This is a genomic window from Streptomyces sp. CA-106110 (assembly GCF_050936285.1).
GTDB lineage: Bacteria > Actinomycetota > Actinomycetes > Streptomycetales > Streptomycetaceae > Streptomyces.
The window spans coordinates 3090114-3111832 of the sequence record NZ_JBNJNB010000001.1 but is presented as its reverse complement, the minus strand read 5'-3'; the positions used below and the strand labels follow the sequence as shown (position 1 = coordinate 3111832).

General features: G+C 71.0%; 17 protein-coding genes and 2 pseudogenes. 14 read left to right on the top strand and 5 right to left on the bottom strand.

Annotated features, from left to right (window positions below):
- Positions 1-155: 155 nt before the first annotated feature.
- A complete protein-coding gene (locus ACQEXA_RS14260) occupies positions 156-881 on the top strand; it encodes a class I SAM-dependent methyltransferase (RefSeq protein ID WP_432934493.1) in 726 nt (241 codons plus the stop codon).
- Between the two features lie 82 nt (positions 882-963).
- Here the strand turns inward: ACQEXA_RS14260 and ACQEXA_RS14255 are convergent, their stop codons facing one another.
- On the bottom strand, positions 964-1977 hold the full coding sequence (locus tag ACQEXA_RS14255; RefSeq protein ID WP_433130156.1) for a LacI family DNA-binding transcriptional regulator: 1014 nt from the start codon (positions 1975-1977) through the stop codon (positions 964-966).
- Positions 1978-2088: 111 nt separating this feature from the next.
- On the opposite strand from ACQEXA_RS14255, the gene ACQEXA_RS14250 reads away from it, so the two are divergent.
- Positions 2089-3243, top strand: coding sequence for a Gfo/Idh/MocA family protein (locus ACQEXA_RS14250; protein ID WP_433130153.1), 1155 nt, complete (start codon positions 2089-2091; stop codon positions 3241-3243).
- Positions 3244-3351: 108 nt separating this feature from the next.
- Positions 3352-3843: a GNAT family N-acetyltransferase gene (locus ACQEXA_RS14245; protein ID WP_359398140.1), complete on the top strand. Its 492-nt coding sequence runs from the start codon at positions 3352-3354 to the stop codon at positions 3841-3843.
- Positions 3844-3977: 134 nt separating this feature from the next.
- Here the strand turns inward: ACQEXA_RS14245 and iolD are convergent, their stop codons facing one another.
- The 3 genes from iolD to iolC form a co-directional block, all read right to left on the bottom strand.
- Positions 3978-5864, bottom strand: coding sequence for a 3D-(3,5/4)-trihydroxycyclohexane-1,2-dione acylhydrolase (decyclizing) (iolD, locus tag ACQEXA_RS14240; RefSeq protein ID WP_433130151.1), 1887 nt, complete (start codon positions 5862-5864; stop codon positions 3978-3980).
- Between the two features lie 196 nt (positions 5865-6060).
- Positions 6061-6939 (bottom strand): Cgl0159 family (beta/alpha)8-fold protein, encoded by an 879-nt coding sequence (locus tag ACQEXA_RS14235; protein ID WP_433130149.1) that lies wholly within the window; start codon positions 6937-6939, stop codon positions 6061-6063.
- An 89-nt stretch (positions 6940-7028) separates the two neighbouring features.
- Positions 7029-7985: a 5-dehydro-2-deoxygluconokinase gene (iolC, locus tag ACQEXA_RS14230; RefSeq protein ID WP_433130147.1), complete on the bottom strand. Its 957-nt coding sequence runs from the start codon at positions 7983-7985 to the stop codon at positions 7029-7031.
- Positions 7986-8305: 320 nt separating this feature from the next.
- Here iolC and ACQEXA_RS14225 point away from each other — a divergent pair, with 320 nt between their 5' ends.
- From ACQEXA_RS14225 to ACQEXA_RS14185, 9 genes and pseudogenes are all read left to right on the top strand, one after another.
- Positions 8306-9328 carry a sugar ABC transporter substrate-binding protein gene (locus ACQEXA_RS14225; protein ID WP_432934509.1) on the top strand — a complete coding sequence of 341 codons (1023 nt, stop codon included), beginning with the start codon at positions 8306-8308 and terminating at the stop codon, positions 9326-9328.
- On the top strand, positions 9328-10404 hold the full coding sequence (locus tag ACQEXA_RS14220; RefSeq protein WP_359398239.1) for an ABC transporter permease: 1077 nt from the start codon (positions 9328-9330) through the stop codon (positions 10402-10404). Before ACQEXA_RS14225 ends, ACQEXA_RS14220 begins: the two co-directional genes overlap by 1 nt.
- Before the next feature lie 7 nt (positions 10405-10411).
- On the top strand, positions 10412-11314 hold the full coding sequence (locus tag ACQEXA_RS14215) for an ATP-binding cassette domain-containing protein (protein ID WP_359398127.1): 903 nt from the start codon (positions 10412-10414) through the stop codon (positions 11312-11314).
- 1 nt (position 11315) lies between these two features.
- On the top strand, positions 11316-12218 hold the full coding sequence (locus tag ACQEXA_RS14210; protein ID WP_433130145.1) for a sugar phosphate isomerase/epimerase family protein: 903 nt from the start codon (positions 11316-11318) through the stop codon (positions 12216-12218).
- Positions 12219-12243: 25 nt separating this feature from the next.
- Positions 12244-13263 (top strand): Gfo/Idh/MocA family protein, encoded by a 1020-nt coding sequence (locus ACQEXA_RS14205; RefSeq protein ID WP_433130143.1) that lies wholly within the window; start codon positions 12244-12246, stop codon positions 13261-13263.
- 241 nt (positions 13264-13504) lie between these two features.
- A complete protein-coding gene (locus ACQEXA_RS14200) occupies positions 13505-14338 on the top strand; it encodes a M55 family metallopeptidase (RefSeq protein ID WP_433130141.1) in 834 nt (277 codons plus the stop codon).
- Complete coding sequence (locus ACQEXA_RS14195) at positions 14331-15635, top strand: M20/M25/M40 family metallo-hydrolase (protein ID WP_433130139.1); 1305 nt, start codon at positions 14331-14333, stop codon at positions 15633-15635. Before ACQEXA_RS14200 ends, ACQEXA_RS14195 begins: the two co-directional genes overlap by 8 nt.
- A 15-nt stretch (positions 15636-15650) precedes the next feature.
- Positions 15651-17614, top strand: a pseudogene (locus ACQEXA_RS14190) (prolyl oligopeptidase family serine peptidase).
- Entirely contained in the window at positions 17611-18534 is a 924-nt protein-coding gene (locus ACQEXA_RS14185) for a S66 peptidase family protein (RefSeq protein WP_433130137.1), read from the top strand. The pseudogene ACQEXA_RS14190 and the gene ACQEXA_RS14185 overlap by 4 nt, the downstream one beginning before the upstream one ends.
- 6 nt (positions 18535-18540) lie before the next feature.
- Here the strand turns inward: ACQEXA_RS14185 and ACQEXA_RS14180 are convergent, their stop codons facing one another.
- Positions 18541-20694: a zinc ribbon domain-containing protein gene (locus ACQEXA_RS14180; RefSeq protein WP_433130135.1), complete on the bottom strand. Its 2154-nt coding sequence runs from the start codon at positions 20692-20694 to the stop codon at positions 18541-18543.
- Positions 20695-20949: 255 nt separating this feature from the next.
- Between ACQEXA_RS14180 and ACQEXA_RS14175 the strand changes: the two are divergent.
- A pseudogene (locus ACQEXA_RS14175) lies at positions 20950-21066 on the top strand (transposase family protein); the annotation flags it as partial.
- Positions 21049-21549 (top strand): transposase, encoded by a 501-nt coding sequence (locus tag ACQEXA_RS14170; protein ID WP_433134555.1) that lies wholly within the window; start codon positions 21049-21051, stop codon positions 21547-21549. The pseudogene ACQEXA_RS14175 and the gene ACQEXA_RS14170, both read left to right, overlap by 18 nt.
- Positions 21550-21719 lie beyond the last annotated feature (170 nt).

Sequence of the window (21719 nt, the reverse complement as noted above, 5' to 3'; positions counted from 1 at the left end):
AGGCGCGCGAGGGCCGGACAAGCCGGTGCCGTGCTACGCGTCTCGAATGAGCGGTGAAGGAATAGGCGAGGCGCTTGTCGCCCTGCCCCGGGCGCGATAGACCGAAGCCGCCCGTCACCTCCGGCGGGCTGCCGTCGCACCCCGAGGAGTTGGGCATGAGCGTGACCGATCGGTACAGAGAGGCCTGGGAGGGCTTCTGGCGAGAGGCCCCCGACGAACCGGGAACCGTCTTCTGGGACGCGGAGCCGGCCTTGACCGTCGGCGTCCACCTCCCCCTGTTCGAACCGCTGTTGACGGTTCCGGACCTGCCCGTGGTGGACCTCGGCTGCGGCAACGGCACCCAGACCCGCTTCCTGGCCGGCCACTTCCGTCACGTCGTCGGCGCCGACCTGTCCTTCGCGGCGCTCGAGCACGCCCGCCGGGCCGACTCCACGGGCCGGGCCGGATACCGTCCGCTGGACGCCGCGGACAAGAGCGAGGCCGAAGCGCTGCACGCCGAACTGGGCGACGCCAACGTCTATATGCGGGGCGTGCTCCACCAGTGCGAGCCCGGCGACCGGCAGTCGCTCGTCGACGGCATCGCCACGCTTGCGGGGGAGCGCGGACGGGTCTTCCTCGTCGAACTCGCCGAGGCGGCGGGACTCGTCCTCAAGGGGCTCGCCCAGAGCGCAGAGGGTCCGCCGGCCAAGCTCGCCCCGGTCTTCCGGCACGGCATCGCCCCCGGCGAGGTGGCGGACGCCGCGGTGCCGGAGTACCTGAGCGCGGCGGGACTGACGGTCCTGGCGGCTGGGGAGCTGCCGCTGGTCACCACGGAGCGTACGGCGGACGGGACGCGGATCGAGCTGCCGTCGAAGTGGATCGTGGCCGGGCGTCAGGCCTGAGCGAGGGAACCCGTGACCGGCCGCGATCCGCTCCGGACGCGGCCGGGTACCGCACGCGGTGCGTCGACTTGCCGCGGCCGGATCAGGCCACGGCCTCTCCCCCTGGGGGCCCCGTCGTCCCCCGGACCTCCAACGACGGTGTCGTGAGCACGAGTTCCGCCGGGCGGCCGGGGTCGCCGATGCGGTCGAGGAGGCGCTGGGCGGCGCGCCGCCCGACATCGTGGCTGCCGTTGTCCATGGTCGTGAGCCACAGATGCCGCAGCCGGGAGAGGTACGTGTTGTCGTAGCCCACGAGGGAGAGGTCGCGCGGCACGCGCAACCCGCTCTCCTCGGCCGCCGAGAGGGCCCCGACGCAGGTCATGTCGTTGAACGCGAAGACGGCGGTCGGGCGTTCGCGGGCGCTCAGCAGGCGCACCGTGGCGCGGTAACCGCCCTCCTCCGTCAGGTCGCCCTGTTCCACGCTCGCCGAGTCGGCGAGACCGTGTTCGCGCATGACGGACTCGAAGCCGCTCCGCCGCAGTGCGCCGACGACCCCCTGCCCGGCGATGTGGGCGATCCGGCGGTGCCCGAGGCCGATGAGATGTTCGGTGGCGAGGCGGGCACCGCGCTCGTCGTCGCACGCGACGATGTCGACCGACGGCAACTCCGGCTCGCGGGCCCCCGCGACGACGGTGGGGATCCTGACGGCCGCCGTGCGCAGCGCCTGCGAGGGCGGCAGCGTGCCCACGGCGATCAGCCCGTCGACCCGCAGGTCCGTGAAGGTGCGGGTGAGGTCCTCGCCGAGCCGCCGGTTGAGCCGGCCGTCGGCCAGCAGCATGTGTAGATCCGCCTCGTGCAGCCGGGAGTTGAGGCCGTCGAGGAGCTCCACGAACCAGGGGTTGCGCAGGTCGTTCAGCAGAACGCCGACCGTACGGGTGCGGCGCTCGCTCAGGCTGCGCGCGGCGGCGTTGGGCCGGTAGCCCAGCTCCTCGACGGCGGCCAGCACGGCCTGCCGTTTCTCGGGGCGCACCTGGCCGGAGCCGCGCAGCACCAAGGAGACCAGCGACTTGGAGACACCGGCCCGCTCGGCCACATCGCGTATGGTCGGCGGTCTCATGTCTGGACCGTTCCACAGGGCGAGCACGCCTGTCAAAGGGATTGACACATGGGGAAACGGCCCGCAGTGTGGGCCTTCGTAAGCTATGGAACGGTCCACAGAAGGGCGGGCATGGTGAGCACACTCGGCGTCGCCGTCGTCGGATTCGGCTGGATGGGGCGGGTGCACACCCAGGCCTACGTCCGGGTGCCGCACCACTTCCCGCAGCTGTCCGTGCGGCCCGAACTGATCGCCGTGGCCGACGACGTGCCCGGCCGTGCCGAGGAGGCCGCCGACCGGTACGGCTTCGCCACCGCGGTCCGGGACTGGCGCGAGATCGCCGCCGACCCCCGGGTCGGGGCGGTGAGCATCGCGGCCCCCAACTTCCTGCACCGGGAGATCGGTGTCGCCATGGCGGAGGCGGGCAAGCACATCTGGATCGAGAAGCCCGTGGGCCTGACCGCCGACGACGCCCGCGCGGTCGCGGACGCCGTCGCCAAGGCCGGTGTCCAGGGCGCGGTCGGCTTCAACTACCGCAACGCACCGGCCGTCGCGGCCGCCCGCGACCTAATCGCCTCCGGCGACATCGGCGCCGTCACCCATGTCCGCATCCGCCTCTTCAGTGACTATGCCGCCCACCCCGAGGGCGCCCTGACCTGGCGGTACGAGCGCGAGCGCGGCGGCAGCGGCGTCCTTGGGGACCTGGCCTCGCACGGGGTGGACCTGGCCCGCTTCCTGCTCGGCGAGATCGAGTCGCTGGTCGCCGACACCGCCGTCTTCATCCCCGAGCGGGCCCGCCCCAGCGGTGCCACCGCCGGACACGCCCGGGCCACGGGCGGAGAGCCCGGCGCCGTGGAGAACGAGGACTACGTGAACTGCCTGCTGCGCTTCACCTCGGGCGCCCGCGGCGTCCTCGAGGCCTGCCGGGTCTCCGTCGGCGAGCAGAACAACTACGGCTTCGAGGTCCACGGCACCAAGGGCGCGGTCCTGTGGGACTTCCGGCGCATGGGCGAACTCCGCGTCAGCCGCGGCACGGTCTACCAGGACCAGCCCGTCAGCACCCTCTACGTCGGCCCGGGCCATGGCGAGTTCGCCGCCTTCCAGCCGGGCGCCGCCAATGCCATGGGCTACGACGACCTGAAGGTCATCGAGGCATACCACTTCCTGCGCTCGGTCGCGGAGGGAACCGCGTACGGCCCGACGCTCGACGACGCCGTGCACAGCGCGGCGGCGCTGGACGCCATGAGCCGCTCGGCCGAGCGGCGCGCGTGGGTGAGCCCGGCCTGAGCGGACGGCGGCCCGGTACGCAGTCGTGACCAATCTTGGCGACGCAGCCCCACCGCCCGCTGCTCCGGCGGGCGGTGGCGCGCTCACCGGTGGGTACCCTCGTCCGTCATGACGAGGCTGGAGCTGCTCCGGGCCGACCACGCGCCCGCCCTGCTGGACTTCGAGCGGGAGAACCGGGAGTACTTCGCGCGGTCGGTGTCGGACCGCGGGGACGCGTACTTCGCGGAGTTCGCCTCCCGGCACCGTGCCCTGCTCGCCGAGCAGGAGGCCGGTCTGTGCCACTTCCACGTCGTCCTGGACGACAGTGGTGCGGTGATAGGGCGCGTCAACCTCGTGGACGTTCTGGCAGGGGGCGCCGAACTCGGCTACCGGATCGGAGAGCGCGCCACGGGACGTGGCGTCGCGACGGCCGCGGTCCGGGAAGTCTGCCGTCGTGCCGGGGCCGACTACGCCCTCCTGGAACTCACCGCCGTGGTCGCCCTCGACAACCCGGCGTCCAAGGCCGTGCTCATGCACAACGAGTTCACCGCCGTGTCCGACACCAGGGTCCAGGGGCGACCCGCGGTGCGCTACCGGCGCCGGCTGACGGCCGGGCACTAGACGCCGAGACGGCGGCCGGTCCGCGGGCAGCGCCGCACGGACCGGCGGCCGTCCTGCGCCGACCCGGCCGTCCTGCGCCGACCCGGCCGCCGTGGGCCGGCGCGGGCGAGGGGGCCCTTCGCCAGCGGTGGGAGTCAGAGGTGGCGACGGCGGCCGACGACGTTCCGGTCGTACCTCTTGCGGGCGGCCACGGCGGCCTCACGCGAGGCGACCTCGGCCACGGGCACGTCCCACCAGGCCTCGGCGGGCGGGGCGGTCGGTGCCGGGTCGGTCTCGACGTACACGCAGGTGGGCCGGTCCGAGGCGCGCGCGGCGGCCAGGGCGTCGCGCAGTTCCCGTACGGTCTTGGCGCTGATGACCTCCATGCCGAGGCTCGCGGCGTTGGCGGCCAGGTCCACCGGGAGCGGAGCACCGGTGAAGGTGCCGTCGGCGGCCCGGTGACGATAGGCGGTGCCGAAGCGCTCGCCGCCGATCTCCTCGGACAGGCCGCCGATGGAGGCGTAGCCGTGGTTCTGGATCAGGACCAGATTGACCGGCAGACCCTCCTGCACCGCGGTGACGATCTCGGTGGGCATCATCAGATAGGTGCCGTCACCGACCAGCGACCACACCGGTGTGCCGGGGGCTGCCTGCTGGACGCCGATGCCGGCCGGGATCTCGTAGCCCATGCAGGAGTAGCCGTACTCCAGGTGGTACTGGCGCGGAGAGCGGGCCCGCCACAGCTTGTGCAGATCGCCGGGGAGCGAGCCGGCCGCATTGATCACCACGTCGTCGTCGCCGACGACGGAGTCGAGGGCGCCGAGAACCTGGGTCTGGGTCGGCGCGGAGTTCTCGTCGTCCGCGCGGTAGGCGGCCTCGACCACCTGCTCCCAACGCTCCTTGCCCGCACGGTACTCGGCCTCGTACGCCTCGCTCACCCGGTGACCGTCCAGGCCTTCGGCGAGTGCCGCGAGGCCTGCCCGTGCGTCGGCCACCAGGGTGCGGGCCGCGAGCTTGTGGGCGTCGAAGGCGGTGATGTTGAGGTTGACGAACCGCACGCCGGGGTTCTGGAACAGGGTGCTGGAGGCGGTGGTGAAGTCGCTGTAGCGGGTGCCGACGCCGATGACCAGGTCGGCTGTGCGGGCGATGTCGTCGCAGACGGCGGTGCCGGTGTGTCCGATGCCTCCGAGATCCGCGGGGTGGTCGTGGCGCAGCGAGCCCTTGCCCGCCTGGGTGGAGGCCACCGGGATCCCGGTGGCATCGGCCAGCGCCTTCAGCGCCTCCTCGGCCTCGCTGTGGTGGACCCCGCCTCCCGCCACGACCAAGGGCCGCTCGGCGGCCCGGATCGCGCGCACCGCCTCCGCGAACTCGACCGGGTCGGGCGCGGGACGGCGTACCCGCCAGACCCGCTCGGCGAAGAACTCCTCGGGCCAGTCGTACGCCTCCGCCTGCACGTCCTGCGGCAGCGCGAGAGTGACCGCGCCCGTCTCGACGGGGTCGGTCAGGACCCGCATGGCGTTGAGCGCGGACGGGATCAGCATCTCGGGCCGGGTGATCCGGTCGAAGGAGCGGGAGACCGGGCGGAGGGTGTCGTTGACGGACACGTCGGCCTCGACGGGGTGTTCCAGTTGCTGCAGCAGCGGGTCGGCGGGGCGGGTGGCGAAGTAGTCACCGGGCAGCAGCAGCACCGGGAGGCGGTTGATCGTGGCGAGTGCGGCGCCGGTGACGAGGTTGGTGGCACCGGGGCCGATGGAGGTGGTGACCGCCTGGGTGGACAGGCGGTTCGACTGGCGGGCGTAGCCGACGGCGGCGTGCACCATGGCCTGCTCGTTGCGGCCCTGGTGGAAGGGCATGGTGTCCTCACCGGCCTCGAGCAGCGCCTGGCCGATCCCGGCGACATTGCCGTGGCCGAAGATGCCCCAGGTGCCGGCGATGAGCCGGTGCCGTACGCCGTCGCGCTCGCTGTACTGCACGGACAGGAACCGCACCAGAGCCTGGGCGACGGTCAGACGGCGCGTTGACGGACTTGACTGACTGCTCATCAGGACCTCACTGGGGCGGTGTGGAGCGGAAGGCGGGCGCCGGCCGGCTGCGCGGGCCGGATGTCGCGGATCCACGCGCAGGCTGGAGCAGTCCCATACTCCGCCTCCGGGGTGACATCGACGGTGCAGGCGGCGGTGGTGGCGTTGCGCGCGGGACTGCGGTGGGTGGTCATGGGTCTCAGCGGGGCGGACGGGTTCACAGGAGGCTCACCGCCGTGTCCACCGCGGTCTCGACGCTGCCTTCGGCGGGGTAGAGCAGGGACCGGCCGACCACCATGCCCTGCACGGTCGGCAGGCGCAGGGCCTTGCGCCACTTCTCGTACGCGCCCTCCTGGTCCTTGCCGACCTCGCCGCCGAGCAGCACGGCGGGCAGCGTGGACGCCTCCAGCGCCTCGGCCATGGCGTCGGGGTCGTCGGTGACCGGGAGCTTGAGCCAGGTGTAGGCGGATGTGCCGCCGAGGCCCGAGGCGATGGCGATGGACCGGGTGACGGCCTCGGCGCTCAGGTCGTTGCGCACCCTGCCGTCGACGCGGCGCGATATGAACGGTTCGACGAACAGCGGCAGTTCGCGCGCGGCCATCTCGTCCACGGCCCGGGCCGCGGACTCCAGGGTGCGCAGGGAGCCTGGGTCGTCGTAGTCGATCCGCAGCAGCAGTTTCCCGGCGTCGAAGCGGAGCCGTTCGATGTCCTCGGGGCGGTGGCCGGTGAAGCGGTCGTCCATCTCGAAGCAGGCACCCGCGAGCCCGCCCCGGTTCATCGACCCCATGACAACCTTGTCGTCCAGGACACCGAGGAGCAGCAGGTCCTCCAGGATGTCGGCGGTGGCCAGCACCCCGTCCACGCCGGGCCGGGACAGCGCCACGCACAGGCGCTCCAGCAGATCGGCGCGGTTGGCCATGGCCAGACGGTGGCCGCCGACGCCGAGGGCGCCGCGGGCCGGATGGTCGGCGGCCACGATCATGAGCCGGCCGTTGTCGCCGATCAGGGGGCGGCGGACCCGGCGGGCGGCGGCTTCGGCGATGGCCTCCGGGTGGCGGGCGCGCACCGTGGCGAGGTCGAGGATGCTGATGCTCAACAAAGGCTCCGTTCAGGGTGGCGGCGGTCGGCCGGGTGCGCGGCGGGGTGGTGGCGGTCGGCCGGGTGCGCGGGGTCGTGACGCGAGGGTCAGGCGCCGGCGAGGAGGCCGGCGACCTCCTGCTCGGTCGGCATCGCGGAGGAGCAGGCGAGCCGGGAGGCGACGAGCGCTCCGGCCGCGTTCGCGTACCGCATGGTGTCCTCCAGCGGCCGGCCGGAGAGCAGTCCGTGGCAGAGCGAGCCGCCGAACGCGTCTCCGGCGCCGAGCCCGTTGACGACCTCGACCGGCACGGGGGACACCTCGGCCGTCGTCCCGTCCCGGTGCACGGCGAGGACGCCCTTGGGGCCCTGCTTGACGACCGCGAGTTCCACGCCCGCGTCCAGCAGCGCCTCGGCGCAGGCCTGTGGTTCGCGTACGCCGGTGGCGATCTCGCACTCGTCGAGGTTGCCGACGGCCACGGTGGCGTGGCGCAGTGCCTCGGCGTAGTACGGCCGCGCCGCCTCGGGGTCGCTCCAGAACATGGGGCGCCAGTCGAGGTCGAAGACCGTGGTGCCAGCTTTGTTCCGGGCCTCGAGTGCGGCGAGCGTGGCCGAGCGGCTGGGCTCCTCGCTCAGGCCGGTGCCGGTGATCCAGAAGATGCGGGCCGAGCGGATGGCGGGGAAGTCCAGCTCGTCGGTGCGGATCTCGAGGTCGGGCGCCTTGGGCCGGCGGTAGAAGTAGAGCGGGAAGTCGTCCGGCGGGAAGATCTCGCAGAAGGTGATCGGGGTCGGATAGGCGGCCACGGGTGTCACGAACCGGTCGTCGACGCCGAACTCCTTGAGCTGCTGGTGCAGATAGGTGCCGAAGGGGTCGTCGCCGGTGCGGGTGATGACGGCGGTGGTGCGGCCGAGCCGCGCCGCGGCCACCGCGACGTTGGCCGCCGAGCCGCCGAGGAATTTTCCGAAGGACTTGACCTCGGGAAGGGGCACACCGGTCTGGAGCGGGTAGAGATCGACCCCGATGCGTCCCATGGTGATGAGATCGAAACAGCCGGCGGGCTCGGACATGCGTGTCGCTCCTCGTGCGGGATGTGCGGGGAGCCGGACGCCCGGAGGGCGCGACGTCCGGGCCCGGATGCCTCACAGGTGTAGGCCGCCCGGCGATCCTCTGTCAAGACTTTGTTCTTACATTCGGACCTGCTTCTGAAATGATGTCTTAACAAAGTATTGACAGGCGGGTGTTGGAGGGGTTTGTATCCCGTCCCAACGAAACCGCCGCTTCACCGGCACATCGACCCGGGCACCCGTCCGGGCCGCACGGGCATCCCGCCCGGCGTCGTCCCTCCTCGTTCCCTTTCCCCCCGGTCGCACAGTGAGGTGCAGGAAAGATGGATCGCACGATTCGCTCCCGCCGCTCCCGCAGGGTCGTCCCGCTCGTCGCGCTGGCCGCGGCCTCGGCGCTGCTCGTCGCCGGCTGCTCCAGCAGCTCGGGCGGAAAGAAGGCGGAGGAGAGCAGCTCCGGCGCCGCCGCGGGCAAGGCCACCACTCCCCGAATGACCGTCGCGCTGGTCACCCACCAGGCGCCCGGTGACACCTTCTGGGACATCGTCCGCAAGGGGGCCGAGGCGGCCGCGGCCAAGGACAACATCAAGCTCGTCTACTCCGCCGACCCCAACGCCGGCAACCAGGCGAACCTGGTCCAGAACGCGATCGACCAGAAGGTCGACGGCATAGCGATCACCCTGGCCAAGCCGGACGCCATGAAGGACGTCGTCGGCAAGGCAAAGTCCGCGGGTATCCCGGTGGTGGGCCTCAACTCCGGCGTGAGCGACTGGCAGAAGCTCGGCCTGATGGAGTTCTTCGGGCAGGACGAGGGCGTGGCGGGAGAGGCGCTCGGCAAGCGGCTGAACGAGGAGGGCGCCAAGAACGCCGTCTGCGTGATCCAGGAGCAGGGCAACATCGGGCTCACCCAGCGCTGCGACGGTGTGAAGAAGACGTTCAGCGGCAAGACGCAGGTCCTCTATGTCAACGGCACCGACATGCCGTCGGTGAAGTCGACGATCACCGCCAAGCTCAAGCAGGACAGCTCGATCGACTACGTCGTCACCCTCGGTGCGCCGTTCGCGCTGACGGCGGTGCAGTCGCTGTCCGACGCGGGCAGCAAGGCGAAGGTCGCCACCTTCGACCTCAACAAGGACCTGACCAGCGCCATCAACAAGGGCGACATCCAGTTCGCCGTCGACCAGCAGCCCTACCTGCAGGGCTACCTCGCGGTCGACTCCCTGTGGCTCTACAAGAACAACGGCAACTACAGCGGCGGCGGTGAGCAGCCGGTGCTGACCGGCCCGGCCTTCGTCGACAAGTCCAACGTCGACACCATCGCCACCTTCGCCGCGAAGGGCACGAGGTGATCCCTATGAGCCAGCAGGCTGTGCCGGCGGTGACCTCACCGCCGGCCTCCGGCCCCCGGCAGAGCGACGGGCGGACGGCGCAGCGCTCCTTCGTCCTCCGGCTGCTCGCCCGGCCGGAGGTCGGCGTCTTCCTCGGCGCCGTCGCGGTGTTCGTCTTCTTCTTCGCCGCGGCGCCGACGTTCCGCACGGGCAGCGCGATGGCCACCGTCCTCTACCAGTCGTCCACCATCGGGATCATGGCGCTGCCCGTGGCCCTGCTGATGATCGGCGGAGAGTTCGACCTGTCGGCCGGTGTCGCGGTGATCACCTCGGCGCTGACCGCCAGCATGGTCAGTTTCCAGCTGACCATGAACGTCTGGGTGGGCGTGATCGTCGCGCTCGTGGTCTCGCTCGCCATCGGGGCGTTCAACGGCTGGATGATGGTCCGCACCGGGCTGCCCAGCTTCCTGGTCACCCTCGGCACCTTCCTCGGGCTGCAGGGCATCAACCTCGCGGTCACCAAGCTGATCACCGGTAATGTCGCGACCGACGACATCAGCAACATGGACGGTTTCGACCAGGCCAAGGCGGTCTTCTCGTCGTCGTTCTCCGTCGGCGGCGTCCAGCTCAAGATCACCGTGCTGTGGTGGCTGCTCTTCGCGGCCCTGGCGACCTGGGTGCTGCTGCGCACCAAGTACGGCAACTGGATCTTCGCCGTCGGCGGCAACAAGGACAGTGCGCGAGCCGTCGGTGTGCCGGTGAAGTTCACCAAGATCTCGCTGTTCATGCTGGTCGGCTTCGGTGCCTGGTTCGTCGGCATGCACCAGCTGTTCTCCTTCAACACCGTGCAGTCCGGCGAGGGCGTCGGCCAGGAGCTGATCTACATCGCCGCCGCCGTGATCGGCGGCTGTCTGCTGACCGGCGGCTACGGCTCGGCGATCGGCCCGGTCTTCGGTGCCTTCATGTTCGGCATGGTGAGCCAGGGCATCGTCTACGCGGGCTGGAACCCCGACTGGTTCAAGGCATTCCTCGGCGTGATGCTCCTCGGCGCCACCCTCATCAATCTGTGGGTCCAGAAGTCCGCGACCCGGAGGTGACCACCCCATGACGACCGCTGACATCGGCAAGAACACCGCCAAGGCCGCCCCGGACGACCAGGCCCCCGTGGTCGAACTGCGCGGCACGGGCAAGTCGTACGGCAACATCCGCGCCCTGCACGGCGTCGACCTCGCCGTCCACCCCGGCAAGGTCACCTGCGTCCTGGGCGACAACGGCGCCGGCAAGTCCACACTGATCAAAATCATTTCGGGGCTGCACCAGCACACCGAGGGCGAGGTCCTCGTCGACGGCGAGCCCGTGCGCTTCACCACCCCCCGCGAGGCACTCGACCGGGGTATCGCCACCGTCTACCAGGACCTGGCCACCGTGCCGCTCATGCCGGTGTGGCGGAACTTCTTCCTGGGCTCCGAGATGACCAAGGGCCCCTGGCCGTTCCGCCGTCTCGACATCGCCCGGATGAAGCGGACCGCGGACGAAGAACTGCGGAACATGGGCATCGTCCTGGACGACCTCGAACAGCCCATCGGCACCCTGTCCGGCGGCCAGCGCCAGTGCGTCGCCATCGCCCGCGCCGTCTACTTCGGCGCCCGCGTCCTCATCCTGGACGAGCCCACCGCCGCGCTCGGCGTCAAGCAGTCCGGTGTGGTCCTCAAGTACATCGCCGCCGCCCGCGAGCGCGGCCTCGGCGTCATCTTCATCACCCACAACCCGCACCACGCCTATATGGTCGGCGACCACTTCAGCGTGCTGCGCCTGGGCACCCTCGAGCTCAGCGCGGACCGTTCGCAGGTCAGCCTCGAGGAACTGACCAACCACATGGCCGGCGGCGCCGAACTCGCCGCCCTCAAGCACGAGCTGGCACAGGTCGGCGGCGTAGACGTCGAGGGGCTCCCCGAAGCGGAGGACCTCCAGGCACCTGTGACGGCATCTCCCGAAGGGACCCTGTGACATGACCACTGCCCTGGACCGCATCCGGGTCGGCTCGGCCCCGGACTCCTGGGGCGTCTGGTTCCCGGACGACCCGCAGCAGGTGCCCTGGGAACGGTTCCTGGACGAGGTCAGCGAGGCCGGCTACTCCTGGATCGAGCTCGGCCCCTACGGCTATCTGCCGACCGATCCGGCGCGCCTGACCGACGAGGTGAACAAGCGGGACCTGAAGGTGTCGGCCGGCACGGTCTTCACCTCGCTGCACCGCGGACCGGCCGTATGGGAGTCCACCTGGGAGCACGTCGGCCAGGTCGCCGCGCTCACCCAGGCGATGGGCGCGAAGCACCTCGTGGTCATCCCGTCCTTCTGGCGGGACGACAAGACGGCCGAGATCATCGAGCCCTCGGAGCTCACCGCCGAGCAGTGGGCGCACCTGACCAAGGGCATGGAGCGGCTCGGCCACGAGGTCAAGGAGACCTACGGCCTCGACATCGTCGTCCACCCGCACGCCGACACGCACATCGACACCGAGGCGCACGTCGAGCGCTTCCTGGACTCGACGGACTCCGACCTCGTCAACCTCTGCCTGGACACCGGGCACTACGCCTACTGCGGCGGCGACAGCGTCAAGCTCATCGAGACCTATGGCGAGCGCATCGGCTATCTGCATCTCAAGCAGGTCGACCCGGAGATCCTCGCCGACGTCGTGGAGAACGGCGTTCCGTTCGGGCCCGCCGTGCAGCGCGGTGTGATGTGCGAACCCCCGGCGGGCGTGCCCGAGCTGGAGCCGGTCCTCGTCGCCGCCCAGAAGCTCGGCGTCGAGCTGTTCGCCATCGTCGAGCAGGACATGTACCCCTGCGAGCCGGACAGGCCGCTGCCCATCGCCGTACGCACCCGCAAGTTCCTCCGCTCCTGCGGCGCCTGACCATCCGAAGGGACGACCGACCACCATGACTCAGCGCGGAACGCTCCGAGTCGCCGTCATCGGGACGGGACGGATGGGCGCCGACCATGTGCGCCGTATCGACGAGGTGATCAGCGGGGCGCGGGTGTCCGCCGTCGTGGACGTCGACGCCGAGCGGGCCAAGAGCGTCGCGGCCGGTGTCGAGGACTGCACCGCCTACACCGAACCGGCCGCCGCGATGGCCGCCGCGGACGTCGACGCGGTACTGATCGCCTCTCCCGGCCCCGCCCACGAAGCGGCGCTGCTCGCGGCCTTCGAGCGCGACCTGCCAGTGCTGTGCGAGAAGCCCCTCACGCCCGACGCGGCCTCCGCGCTCCGCATCCTGCAGGCCGAGCAGAAGCTGGGTCACCGGCGCGTCCAGGTCGGTTTCATGCGGCGCTACGACGCCGAGTACCTCAGGCTCAAGGAGCTGCTGGACGGCGGCCGGCTGGGCCGCCCGCTGATGCTGCACAACCGGCACCGCAACGCGGCCAGCCCGCCCGGCTTCACCGACGCCATGCTCATCAACGACTCGGTCGTGCACGAGATGGACGTGACGCGCTGGCTGCTCGGCCAGGAGATCACGGCGGTGACGGTGCTGCGCCCGGCACCGTCGGGCAACGCCCCGACAGGCCTTTCGGACCCGCAGCTCGTCGTCTTCGAGACCGATGGGGGCGCCCTCGTCGACGTCGAGATCTTCGTCAACTGCGGCTTCGGCTACCAGGTACAGGCCGAGGTGGTGTGCGAACAGGGAAGCGCCAGGATCGGCGACGGGCACGCCATGGTCACCCAGGAGGCGGGCCGCTGGGGCGGCGGCATCGCCCAGGACTTCGTGGAGCGCTTCGCGGAGGCGTATGACCGCGAGGTGCAGGCCTGGGTCGATGCCACCCGGCGCGATGAGGTCACCGGGCCGAGCGTCTGGGACGGCTATGCCGCGGCAGCGGTCTGCGAGGCGGGCGTGCGCGCCCAGTCGGAGGGCCGCCGCGTCGAGGTCGAGCTGGTCGAGCGGCCTGCGCTGTATCGCTGACGCCGGGTGCCGGGTGCCGGGTGCCGGGTGTCGAGTGCCGGGGCGTCGGGTGCGGGGCCGATCGGCCCGGCCGGCCCGCGCTCCACGGCCGGCAGGCCGGCCGCTCGCAGCCGCCCTGACCGCGTGACCGCCCCTGACCGGTCACGCGGTCGGGGGGTGTACCGCCGAAGGCCACCACCACGTCGGGACACTTTTCCACAGGGCTGGTCACGCAACGTCACGAGCGCGTAGGTTTCCTGCCATGAAGATCCTCATCAGCGCCGACATGGAAGGCGCCACGGGTGTGACCTGGCCGGCCGACGTGCTGCCCGGGACGCCGGAGTGGGAGCGGTGCCGTGGGATGTTCACCTCGGACGTGAACGCCGCGGTGCTCGGTTTCCTCGACGGCGGCGCCGACGAGGTGCTGATCAACGAGGCCCACTGGTCCATGCGGAACCTCCTCCTCGAGCGCCTGGACGAGCGGGCGCAGATGCTCACCGGCCGGCACAAGTCCCTCTCCATGGTCGAAGGCGTGCAGCACGGGGACGTGGACGGTGTCGCGTTCGTGGGCTATCACGCCGGCGCCGGTATGGAGGGCGTCCTCGCGCACACCTACCTCGCCAACTCGATCACCGGGGTGTGGCTGAACGACACGCGCGCCAGCGAGGGCCTGCTGAACGCACACGTGGTCGCCGAGTACGGCGTGCCCGTCATCCTTGTCACCGGGGACGACGTGGCCTGCGAGGACGCGCTCGGGTACGCGCCCGAGGCGCTCAAGGTCGCCGTGAAGGACCACGTCTCCCGGTACGCGGCGGTGTGCCGCACACCCGCCAGGACCGCGGCCGACATCCGCGCGGCGGCCAAGGACGCGGTGTCCCTGGCGGTCCGTCACGAGCCGGTGAGCGGGGGGCCGTTCACGATCGCGTTGGAGTTCGACGCCGAGCACCTGGCGATGTCCGCCACCGTGGTGCCGGGCGTGGACCGCGTCGGGGAGCGGAAGGTGGCGTACACGAGCGAGCGCATGTATGAGGCGATCCGTACCTTCAAGGCGGTCACCACGATCGTCTCGGCCGCGGTGGAGGAGCAGTATGGCTGACCAGCAGGCACTCGACGAGGTGGTCCGGTTCACCTCGGACCTCATCCGCATCGACACGACGAACCGCGGCGGCGGCGACTGCCGGGAGCGGCCCGCCGCCGAGTACGCGGCGGAGCTGCTTTCCGAGGCGGGCCTGGAACCCGCCCTGCTGGAGCGCACCGAGGGCCGGACGAACGTCGTCGCCCGCATAGAGGGCACCGATCCCTCCGCCGGTGCGCTGCTCGTCCACGGCCATCTCGACGTGGTGCCGGCCGAGGCCGCCGACTGGAGCGTGCACCCGTTCTCCGGTGAGGTGCGCGACGGAGTCGTCTGGGGCCGGGGCGCCGTCGACATGAAGAACATGGACGCGATGATCCTCGCGGTGGTGCGGGAGTGGGCGCGCTCGGGGGTACGACCGCGACGCGACCTCGTCCTCGCGTTCACCGCCGACGAGGAGGCGACCGCCGAGGACGGCTCCGGCTTCCTCGCCGACCGGCACGCCGGACTCTTCGAGGGGTGCACAGAGGGCATCAGCGAGTCCGGGGCGTTCACGTTCCACGACGGCGACGGCCGGCAGCTCTACCCGATCGCGGCGGGCGAGCGCGGCACCGGCTGGCTCAAGCTCACCGCGCGTGGCCGGGCGGGCCACGGCTCCAAGGTCAACCACGACAACGCGGTCACCCGGCTCGCCGCCGCCGTCGCCCGTATCGGGGCCCATGAGTGGCCGCTCAGACTGACCCCGACGGTGCGCGCGGCGCTCACCGAACTCGCCGCGGTCTACGGCATCGACGGCGGCCTCGACGATGTGGACGGCCTGCTGGACAAGCTCGGCCCGGCCGCCTCACTCGTCCGGCCGACCGTGCGCAACAGCGCCAACCCCACGATGCTGAGCGCCGGTTACAAGATCAATGTGATCCCGGGCGAGGCCGTCGCGTACATCGACGGACGTTATCTGCCGGGCGGCGAGGACGAGTTCCGCACCACCCTGGACGAGCTTACCGGGTCAGCTGTGGAGTGGGAGTACGACCACCGCGAGGTCGCTCTCCAGGCGCCGGTGGACTCGCCGACCTACGCCCGGATGCGTGCCGCCGTCGAGGAGTTCGCGCCGGAGGGCCATGTGGTGCCGTACTGCATGTCGGGCGGTACGGACGCCAAGCAGTTCTCCCGGCTCGGCATCACCGGCTACGGCTTCGCGCCCCTGAAGCTCCCGGAGGGCTTCGACTACCAGACGCTGTTCCACGGAGTCGACGAGCGGGTCCCGGTGGAGGCGCTGCACTTCGGAGTCCGGGTACTCGACCGCTTCCTGCGCGCGGCGTAGGGGAGAGAGGGGGAGATGGTGCAGACACTTCCGTACGGGGAATGGTCCTCACCCATCGACGCGGCGCTCGCCGCCGCGCACGACGGGCACCCGGAGTCGGTGGACTTCGTCGGCGAGGAGGCGTGGTGGACCGAACCGCGCCCCGCCGAGGGCGGCCGCCGCACGCTCGTGCGCCGCACGGCGGACGGCACCGAGGAGTCGGTGCTGCCCCCGCCGTGGAACGTGCGCAGCCGGGTCATGGAGTACGGCGGCCGGCCCTGGACCGGGGTGATGCGCCCCGAAGGGCCCCTGGTGGTGTTCGTGAACTTCGCGGACCAGAGGCTGTACGCGTACGAGCCCGCGGCGCCCGGTGCCGGACCCCGCCCGCTGACCCCGCTGTCCCCGGTGGGCGGCGGACTGCGCTGGGTCGACCCGACACTGCACGTCGAGCGCGGTGAAGTCTGGTGCGTGCTCGAGGAGTTCACCGGCGACGGAGCAGGCGACGTACAGCGGGTGGCCGCCGCCGTGCCGCTGGACGGTTCGGCGGCACGGGACCAGGACGCCGTGCGCGAACTGACCGACGGGCGCCACCGGTTCGTCACCGGACCCCGCCTCTCGCCGGACGGGCGGCGCGCCGCCTGGCTCGTCTGGGACCATCCGCGCATGCCCTGGGACGGCACCGAGCTGATCGTCGCCGAGGTGACCGAAGACGGCACGTTCCTGAAGCCGCGCACCCTCGCCGGCGGGCCCGAGGAGTCCATCGCCCAGGCCGAGTGGGCGCCCGACGGATCCCTGCTCTACGCCAGTGACCGCACCGGCTGGTGGAACCTGTACCGGGACGGCGAGCCGCTGTGTCCCCGCGAGGAGGAGTTCGCGGGGCCGCTGTGGAAGGTCGGGCAGCGCTGGTTCGCGCCCCTGGACGGCGGGCTGATCGCCGTCGTCCACGGCAGAGGCGCCGCAGCGCTCGGCATCCTCGACCCGGACAGCGGGGAGGTGGTCGACGCGGCCGGGCCCTGGACCGAGTTCGCCGCGACGCTCGCCGCGCACGGCAGCCGGGTCGTCGTCGTCGGCGCCAGCCCGCGCAGCGCCGGCGAGGTCGTCGAGCTGGACTCCCGGACCGGGCGCACCCGGGTCATCGGGGCCGCACACGAGGACCCGGTGGACCCCGCGTACTACCCCGAGCCGCAGATCCGCACCTTCACCGGCCCCGGGGGCGTGACATCCACGCCCACATCTACCCTCCGCACCACCCCGGCCACATCGCGCCCGCCCATGAGCTGCCGCCGTATGTGGTGTGGGCGCACGGCGGGCCCACCGGCCGCGCCTCACTCGTCCTCGACCTGGAGATCGCCTACTTCACCTCGCGCGGCATCGGAGTCGCCGTGGTGAACTACGGCGGCTCGACCGGCTACGGGCGTGAGTACCGCGACCGGCTGCGCGAGCAGTGGGGTGTCGTCGACGTCGAGGACTGCGCCGGCGTCGCGCTCGCCCTCGCGGAGGAGGGCACGGCCGACCGCGACCGGCTCGCCGTGCGCGGCGGCAGCGCCGGGGGCTGGACCACCGCCGTGTCCTTGACGACAACCGACGTGTACGCCTGCGGCACGATCCTGTACCCCGTCCTGGACCTGGTGAACTGGGGCTCGGGGGAGACCCATGACTTCGAGTCACGGTATCTGGAGTCCCTCGTCGGGTCCTACGTCGAAGTGCCCGGCCGGTACACCGAGCGGTCGCCCGTCGAGCACGCGGACCGCATCACCGTGCCCTTCCTGCTGCTGCAGGGCCTGGACGACGTCATCTGCCCGCCCGCGCAGTGCGAGCGGTTCCTGGCCCGGCTCGAAGGGCGCCGGATACCGCACGCCTACATCGCCTTCGAGGGCGAGGGGCACGGCTTCCGGCGGGCTGAGACGATGGTGCGCGCCCTGGAGGCCGAGCTGTCGCTGTACGCGCAGGTCTTCGGGCTGAACCCGCCCGGCATCCCCACCCTGGAGCTCACCAAGTGACACCCCTCGTACGACCGCCCCGACTCGTCCCCGGTGCCCGTGTCGCCGTCGTCGCGCCCAGCGGACCCGTGCGGGAGGAGCGGCTCGCCGCCGGGCTCGACATCCTGCGAGCCTGGGACCTCGACCCCGTCGTGGCCCCGCACGTCCTCGACCGGCACCCCGACTTCCCCTACCTCGCGGGCACGGACGCCGACCGGGCCGCCGACTTCCAGGCCGCCTGGTGCGACCCGGAGGTGTCCGCGGTGCTCTGCGCCCGCGGCGGGTACGGGGCACAGCGCATGGTGGACCTCCTGGACTGGGACGCCCTGCGTGCCGCCGGGCCGAAGGTGCTGGCCGGCTACAGCGACATCACGGCGCTGCACGATGCGTTCGCGGCCCGTCTCGGACTCGTCACGCTGCACGGCCCGATGGTGTCGGCCGTCGACTTCCTGAAGAACACGCGGTCCCAGGAGCATCTGCGCGCGACGCTGTTCGAGCCGGAGTCCGTACGGACCATCGCGTCGTCCGGCACCGCGCTCGTCCCCGGCCGAGCCCGGGGCGTCACCCTGGGCGGCTGTCTGAGCATGCTCGCCTCCGAACTGGGCACTGCGCACTCCCGGCCGGGAGCGCGCGGCGGCCTGCTGCTGATCGAGGACGTCGGCGAGGAGGCGTACCGGATCGACCGCATCCTCACCCAGCTGCTGCGTTCCGGATGGCTCGAAGGCGTCGCGGGGATCGCGCTCGGGTCCTGGGAGCGATGCGGGCCCTACGAACTGCTGCGCACCGTCCTCATGGACCGGCTCGGCGGGCTCGGGGTGCCGATCGTGGAGGAGTTCGGATTCGGCCATGGCGAGTGCGCCCTCACGCTGCCGCTGGGAGTCGGCGCCGAACTGGACGCCGAGGCGGGAACGCTGACGCTGGACGCACCGGCGCTGGCCTAAGAGTCATCACGTGATGCTGGTGTGATGCCGGTCGACCAGTTCCGGTGCAGAGCGTGCGCGCGTGGGTGGCGCGTTCTCCGTGCGGACGGCTGTTCCGACGTGGGCCTTGTGCCGCGTGGTTGCGGGTCGGGTCTCATTCGGGGTGGGCCGGTACCGGTCGTCGGTGTTGTGTCGAGCAGAGGCCTGTTGTCCCGAGGTGTTCGGGGCAGAAGCTGCCGCGTGGGTGCGGCCCGGGCTGGGGCGGGCACCGCGCTGCGGTTGACTCGACAGGGCTTCTTGCAGCCCTGCTTGGAACAAGATTTGTGTGCTGCGCGCCTGGACAGTGTCCAGGCACGCAGTGCTGGGGTCGTCCGGATCGCCGAGGTAGACGTGGGCGGCGAGAAGGGCGGACACCAAGTCGCGGTCGCCGATCAGCCCGCACTCTCGGCAGGTGTGGATCCGGTCGGCGAGGGTTTTGGCGACCCGTTCGCCGCACAGACACCTCTGGGACAGGCGGGTGGTGAACGTGGACGCGCGCAACAGCCAGCCGCCGGCCTTCTCGCATTCGCGGGATATCGCGGTGATGACCCGTCCAGGAGTCGTGGCCTGTAAGGCCTTCCCCCATAGCCGGAACCAGGTGCGAATGTCGCAGTCCTCGACGACCAGCCGGTTGCCGTGTCCGGCAACGATCTGTTCTGCGATGCGCCGGGCGCGATGGTCTTGCGCCGCGGCCGCGGTCGCCGCCGCCTCCGCGAGCCGGGCCCGGTCGAACCGGTAACCGGCCGACAGGGCGTCACGCCGGTACGCCTGCTTGGGAACACCGGCCTTCTTTGCGGCCCGGGCTCCTCCAGGCACCTCAACGTTCCGGGCCGGCAGGCCTGCGGCCTGGCGCCGCTCCGCGCGGTCCTGTTGCCGTTTCGATGGCTGGTATTGGGCGTTGTTGGTCGCCCGGCGGGAGCGGTCGAGAGCCCGTTTGCGGCCACGCTCCTTGCGATGGGCTTGCTCGAGCGCGGCACGTTCCGTCTCGGTGAGCTCCACTCGGGTTACGTGCAGGGGCCCGTCGTCGGGGTCGAAAGTATCCGGAAGGGAGACGACGGACAGGTTGGAGACGTTCCCGTCGATCCCGCCCACACGCTGCGATCCAGCCGCGGCCTTCCGCCGGGCCCTTGTCGCAGGCGACGCATAACCTCCGGCAAGGACCATCAGGTGAGCTTCGTAGGCCCACCCGCCAGGGGATCCGGCGTCGCGGCGGCGAACGAGATCAACCTTGTGCCGCGTGTCCGGGTTGTTCAGGAAGTGCAGCAGCCGCGGCCACCGGCCGGAGCCGGACGGCAGTCGCACGGGCAGGACCAGGTCCCCGCGCTGCGAAGCAGCACCCCCGCTGAACACGACGGCCAGGGGGCCGGCGTGGTCCCACCACGTAGCAGCCCGGGTCTTCGGTGTGCCTTTCGGTGTCACTTCACCCGTCGGTATGCGGCCTGTGGGGCGTGCAGGCGCGAGCAGACGACGCGGCTGCTCCAGCACCCTCTTCCCTGCCGGAAGTGCCGCTGCCTGCTCCGGTGTAGCCACCGAAGGTTCAAGGCTGCGGTGCCGGTAGACGTCCAGGTGCCCGGCAAGCGTGCCGTGCAAGCGGAACGTCTCCCACTTCCGGGCGGTGGTATGTGATCGGGCCCGGCCGGGGATCCGGGTGTAGTCCCACCAGCGGCCCACCCTCGGGCGCCCGAACCTGCGACCCGACGCATCCGGGAACAAGTGCCGCCTTATCGACGTCTCGAAGACCTCGTCAGCCTGGTGCATCACCAGTGCTTTGGTGACGTGATGCCCAAGATGACCGGAGTTCTCGATGTGCCGGTACGCGCGGCGTTCCATACCCTCCCGGGTCAGACCCAGCGCAATCCGCCAGGCTTTCGCATCCGCCTCCCGGCGCACGTCACCGGCCCAGTACGCGTCGACCGCGGCACGTGCGTCGCGTTGCAGAGCGCGTTTCACCGACCACATGGAGGAAAACAGCTGCTCAACCCGGTGCACAGACGCGAGGTCGTGAACATCCAACGGGAGGCGAATCACCGCAAGTTCGGTGTCCTCGCCTCGTTTCCACCGGACACCCTTGTTCTTCCCGCGGAACCGGCGGGCCGGCGCGTCGTCGGAGGCAGGCACCGTCTCGAGCATCTCAACGCTCACCGAAAACCCACCTCCTTTCAACGTCCCAACAACAGGTGCCTGTCCGCACCGTCGGCAGCACGGCAACCAACACCGAAGCTACATGCCCCCACTGACAACAGCCCCCAGCCCGGCAGCAGGTCCGGCTCTACGCTTGCTGACCTGTGTGCGTGGACAGGCGGCCTGACCGGACCGCAACTCCACCACCTCGTCCAGCAACTGTGGGAACTCAAACCCGACGCGGGCAACGGGCGCCCCTGAGCACTCCCATGTGCAGACCGGGTCCTTCTCATCGTGCTTGCCTACCGCACTAACCTGACCATGCAGCAACTCGGTGTCCTGTTCGGCATCTCTCATGCTGCAGCGCACCGCACTATCGACCGGCTTGCGAAACCCCTCGACGATCTCCTCGGTCCACCGCTCACCGATCGACGAGAACTCTGGATTGTTGACGGCACACTCATTCCCCTCCACGACCAATCCCGCACTGCGAAAAGCAAGAACTACCGGCGCAGCGTGAACGTGCAGATCGCCTGCCGGGCCCGTGACCGCCGGCTCGTGGCTGTCGGGGCGGCGTGGCCGGGCAACCGCAACGACGCCGTCGTCTTCCGAGCACCCCTCGCACCAACGCTGCCCGACCATCCCAGACTCTCAGGCGCCGGCGGTTACCGCGGCATCGACCGCATTCGCACGCCACGCAGCGGACCAAACGGCCGCATCATCGAAGACCGCACCTACCGAAGGTTCCCCAAACGGCAAGCGGCCGCTGAACACACCATCGCCCGCCTCAAAGACCACCAGATCCTCCGCCAATGCAGGTGCCGAGGCGATGCCGTCAACATCCCCGGCCGACGGCCGGCCCGCCGAGACCCATGATCCGTCCCGCACAGGGGCGTCGTCCGGCCCTGATCAGGCTGGGGCCGGTCCGCGTGTCCGGGAGCGCCTCGGAAGCACCCGTAAGACCGGGATCACGCCGCTCGTGCCCCCTGGTGACCATGCCGCCGTGGCCGGTGCCGCCGGTCACCGGCGTGGTCGAGGGCTGCTGA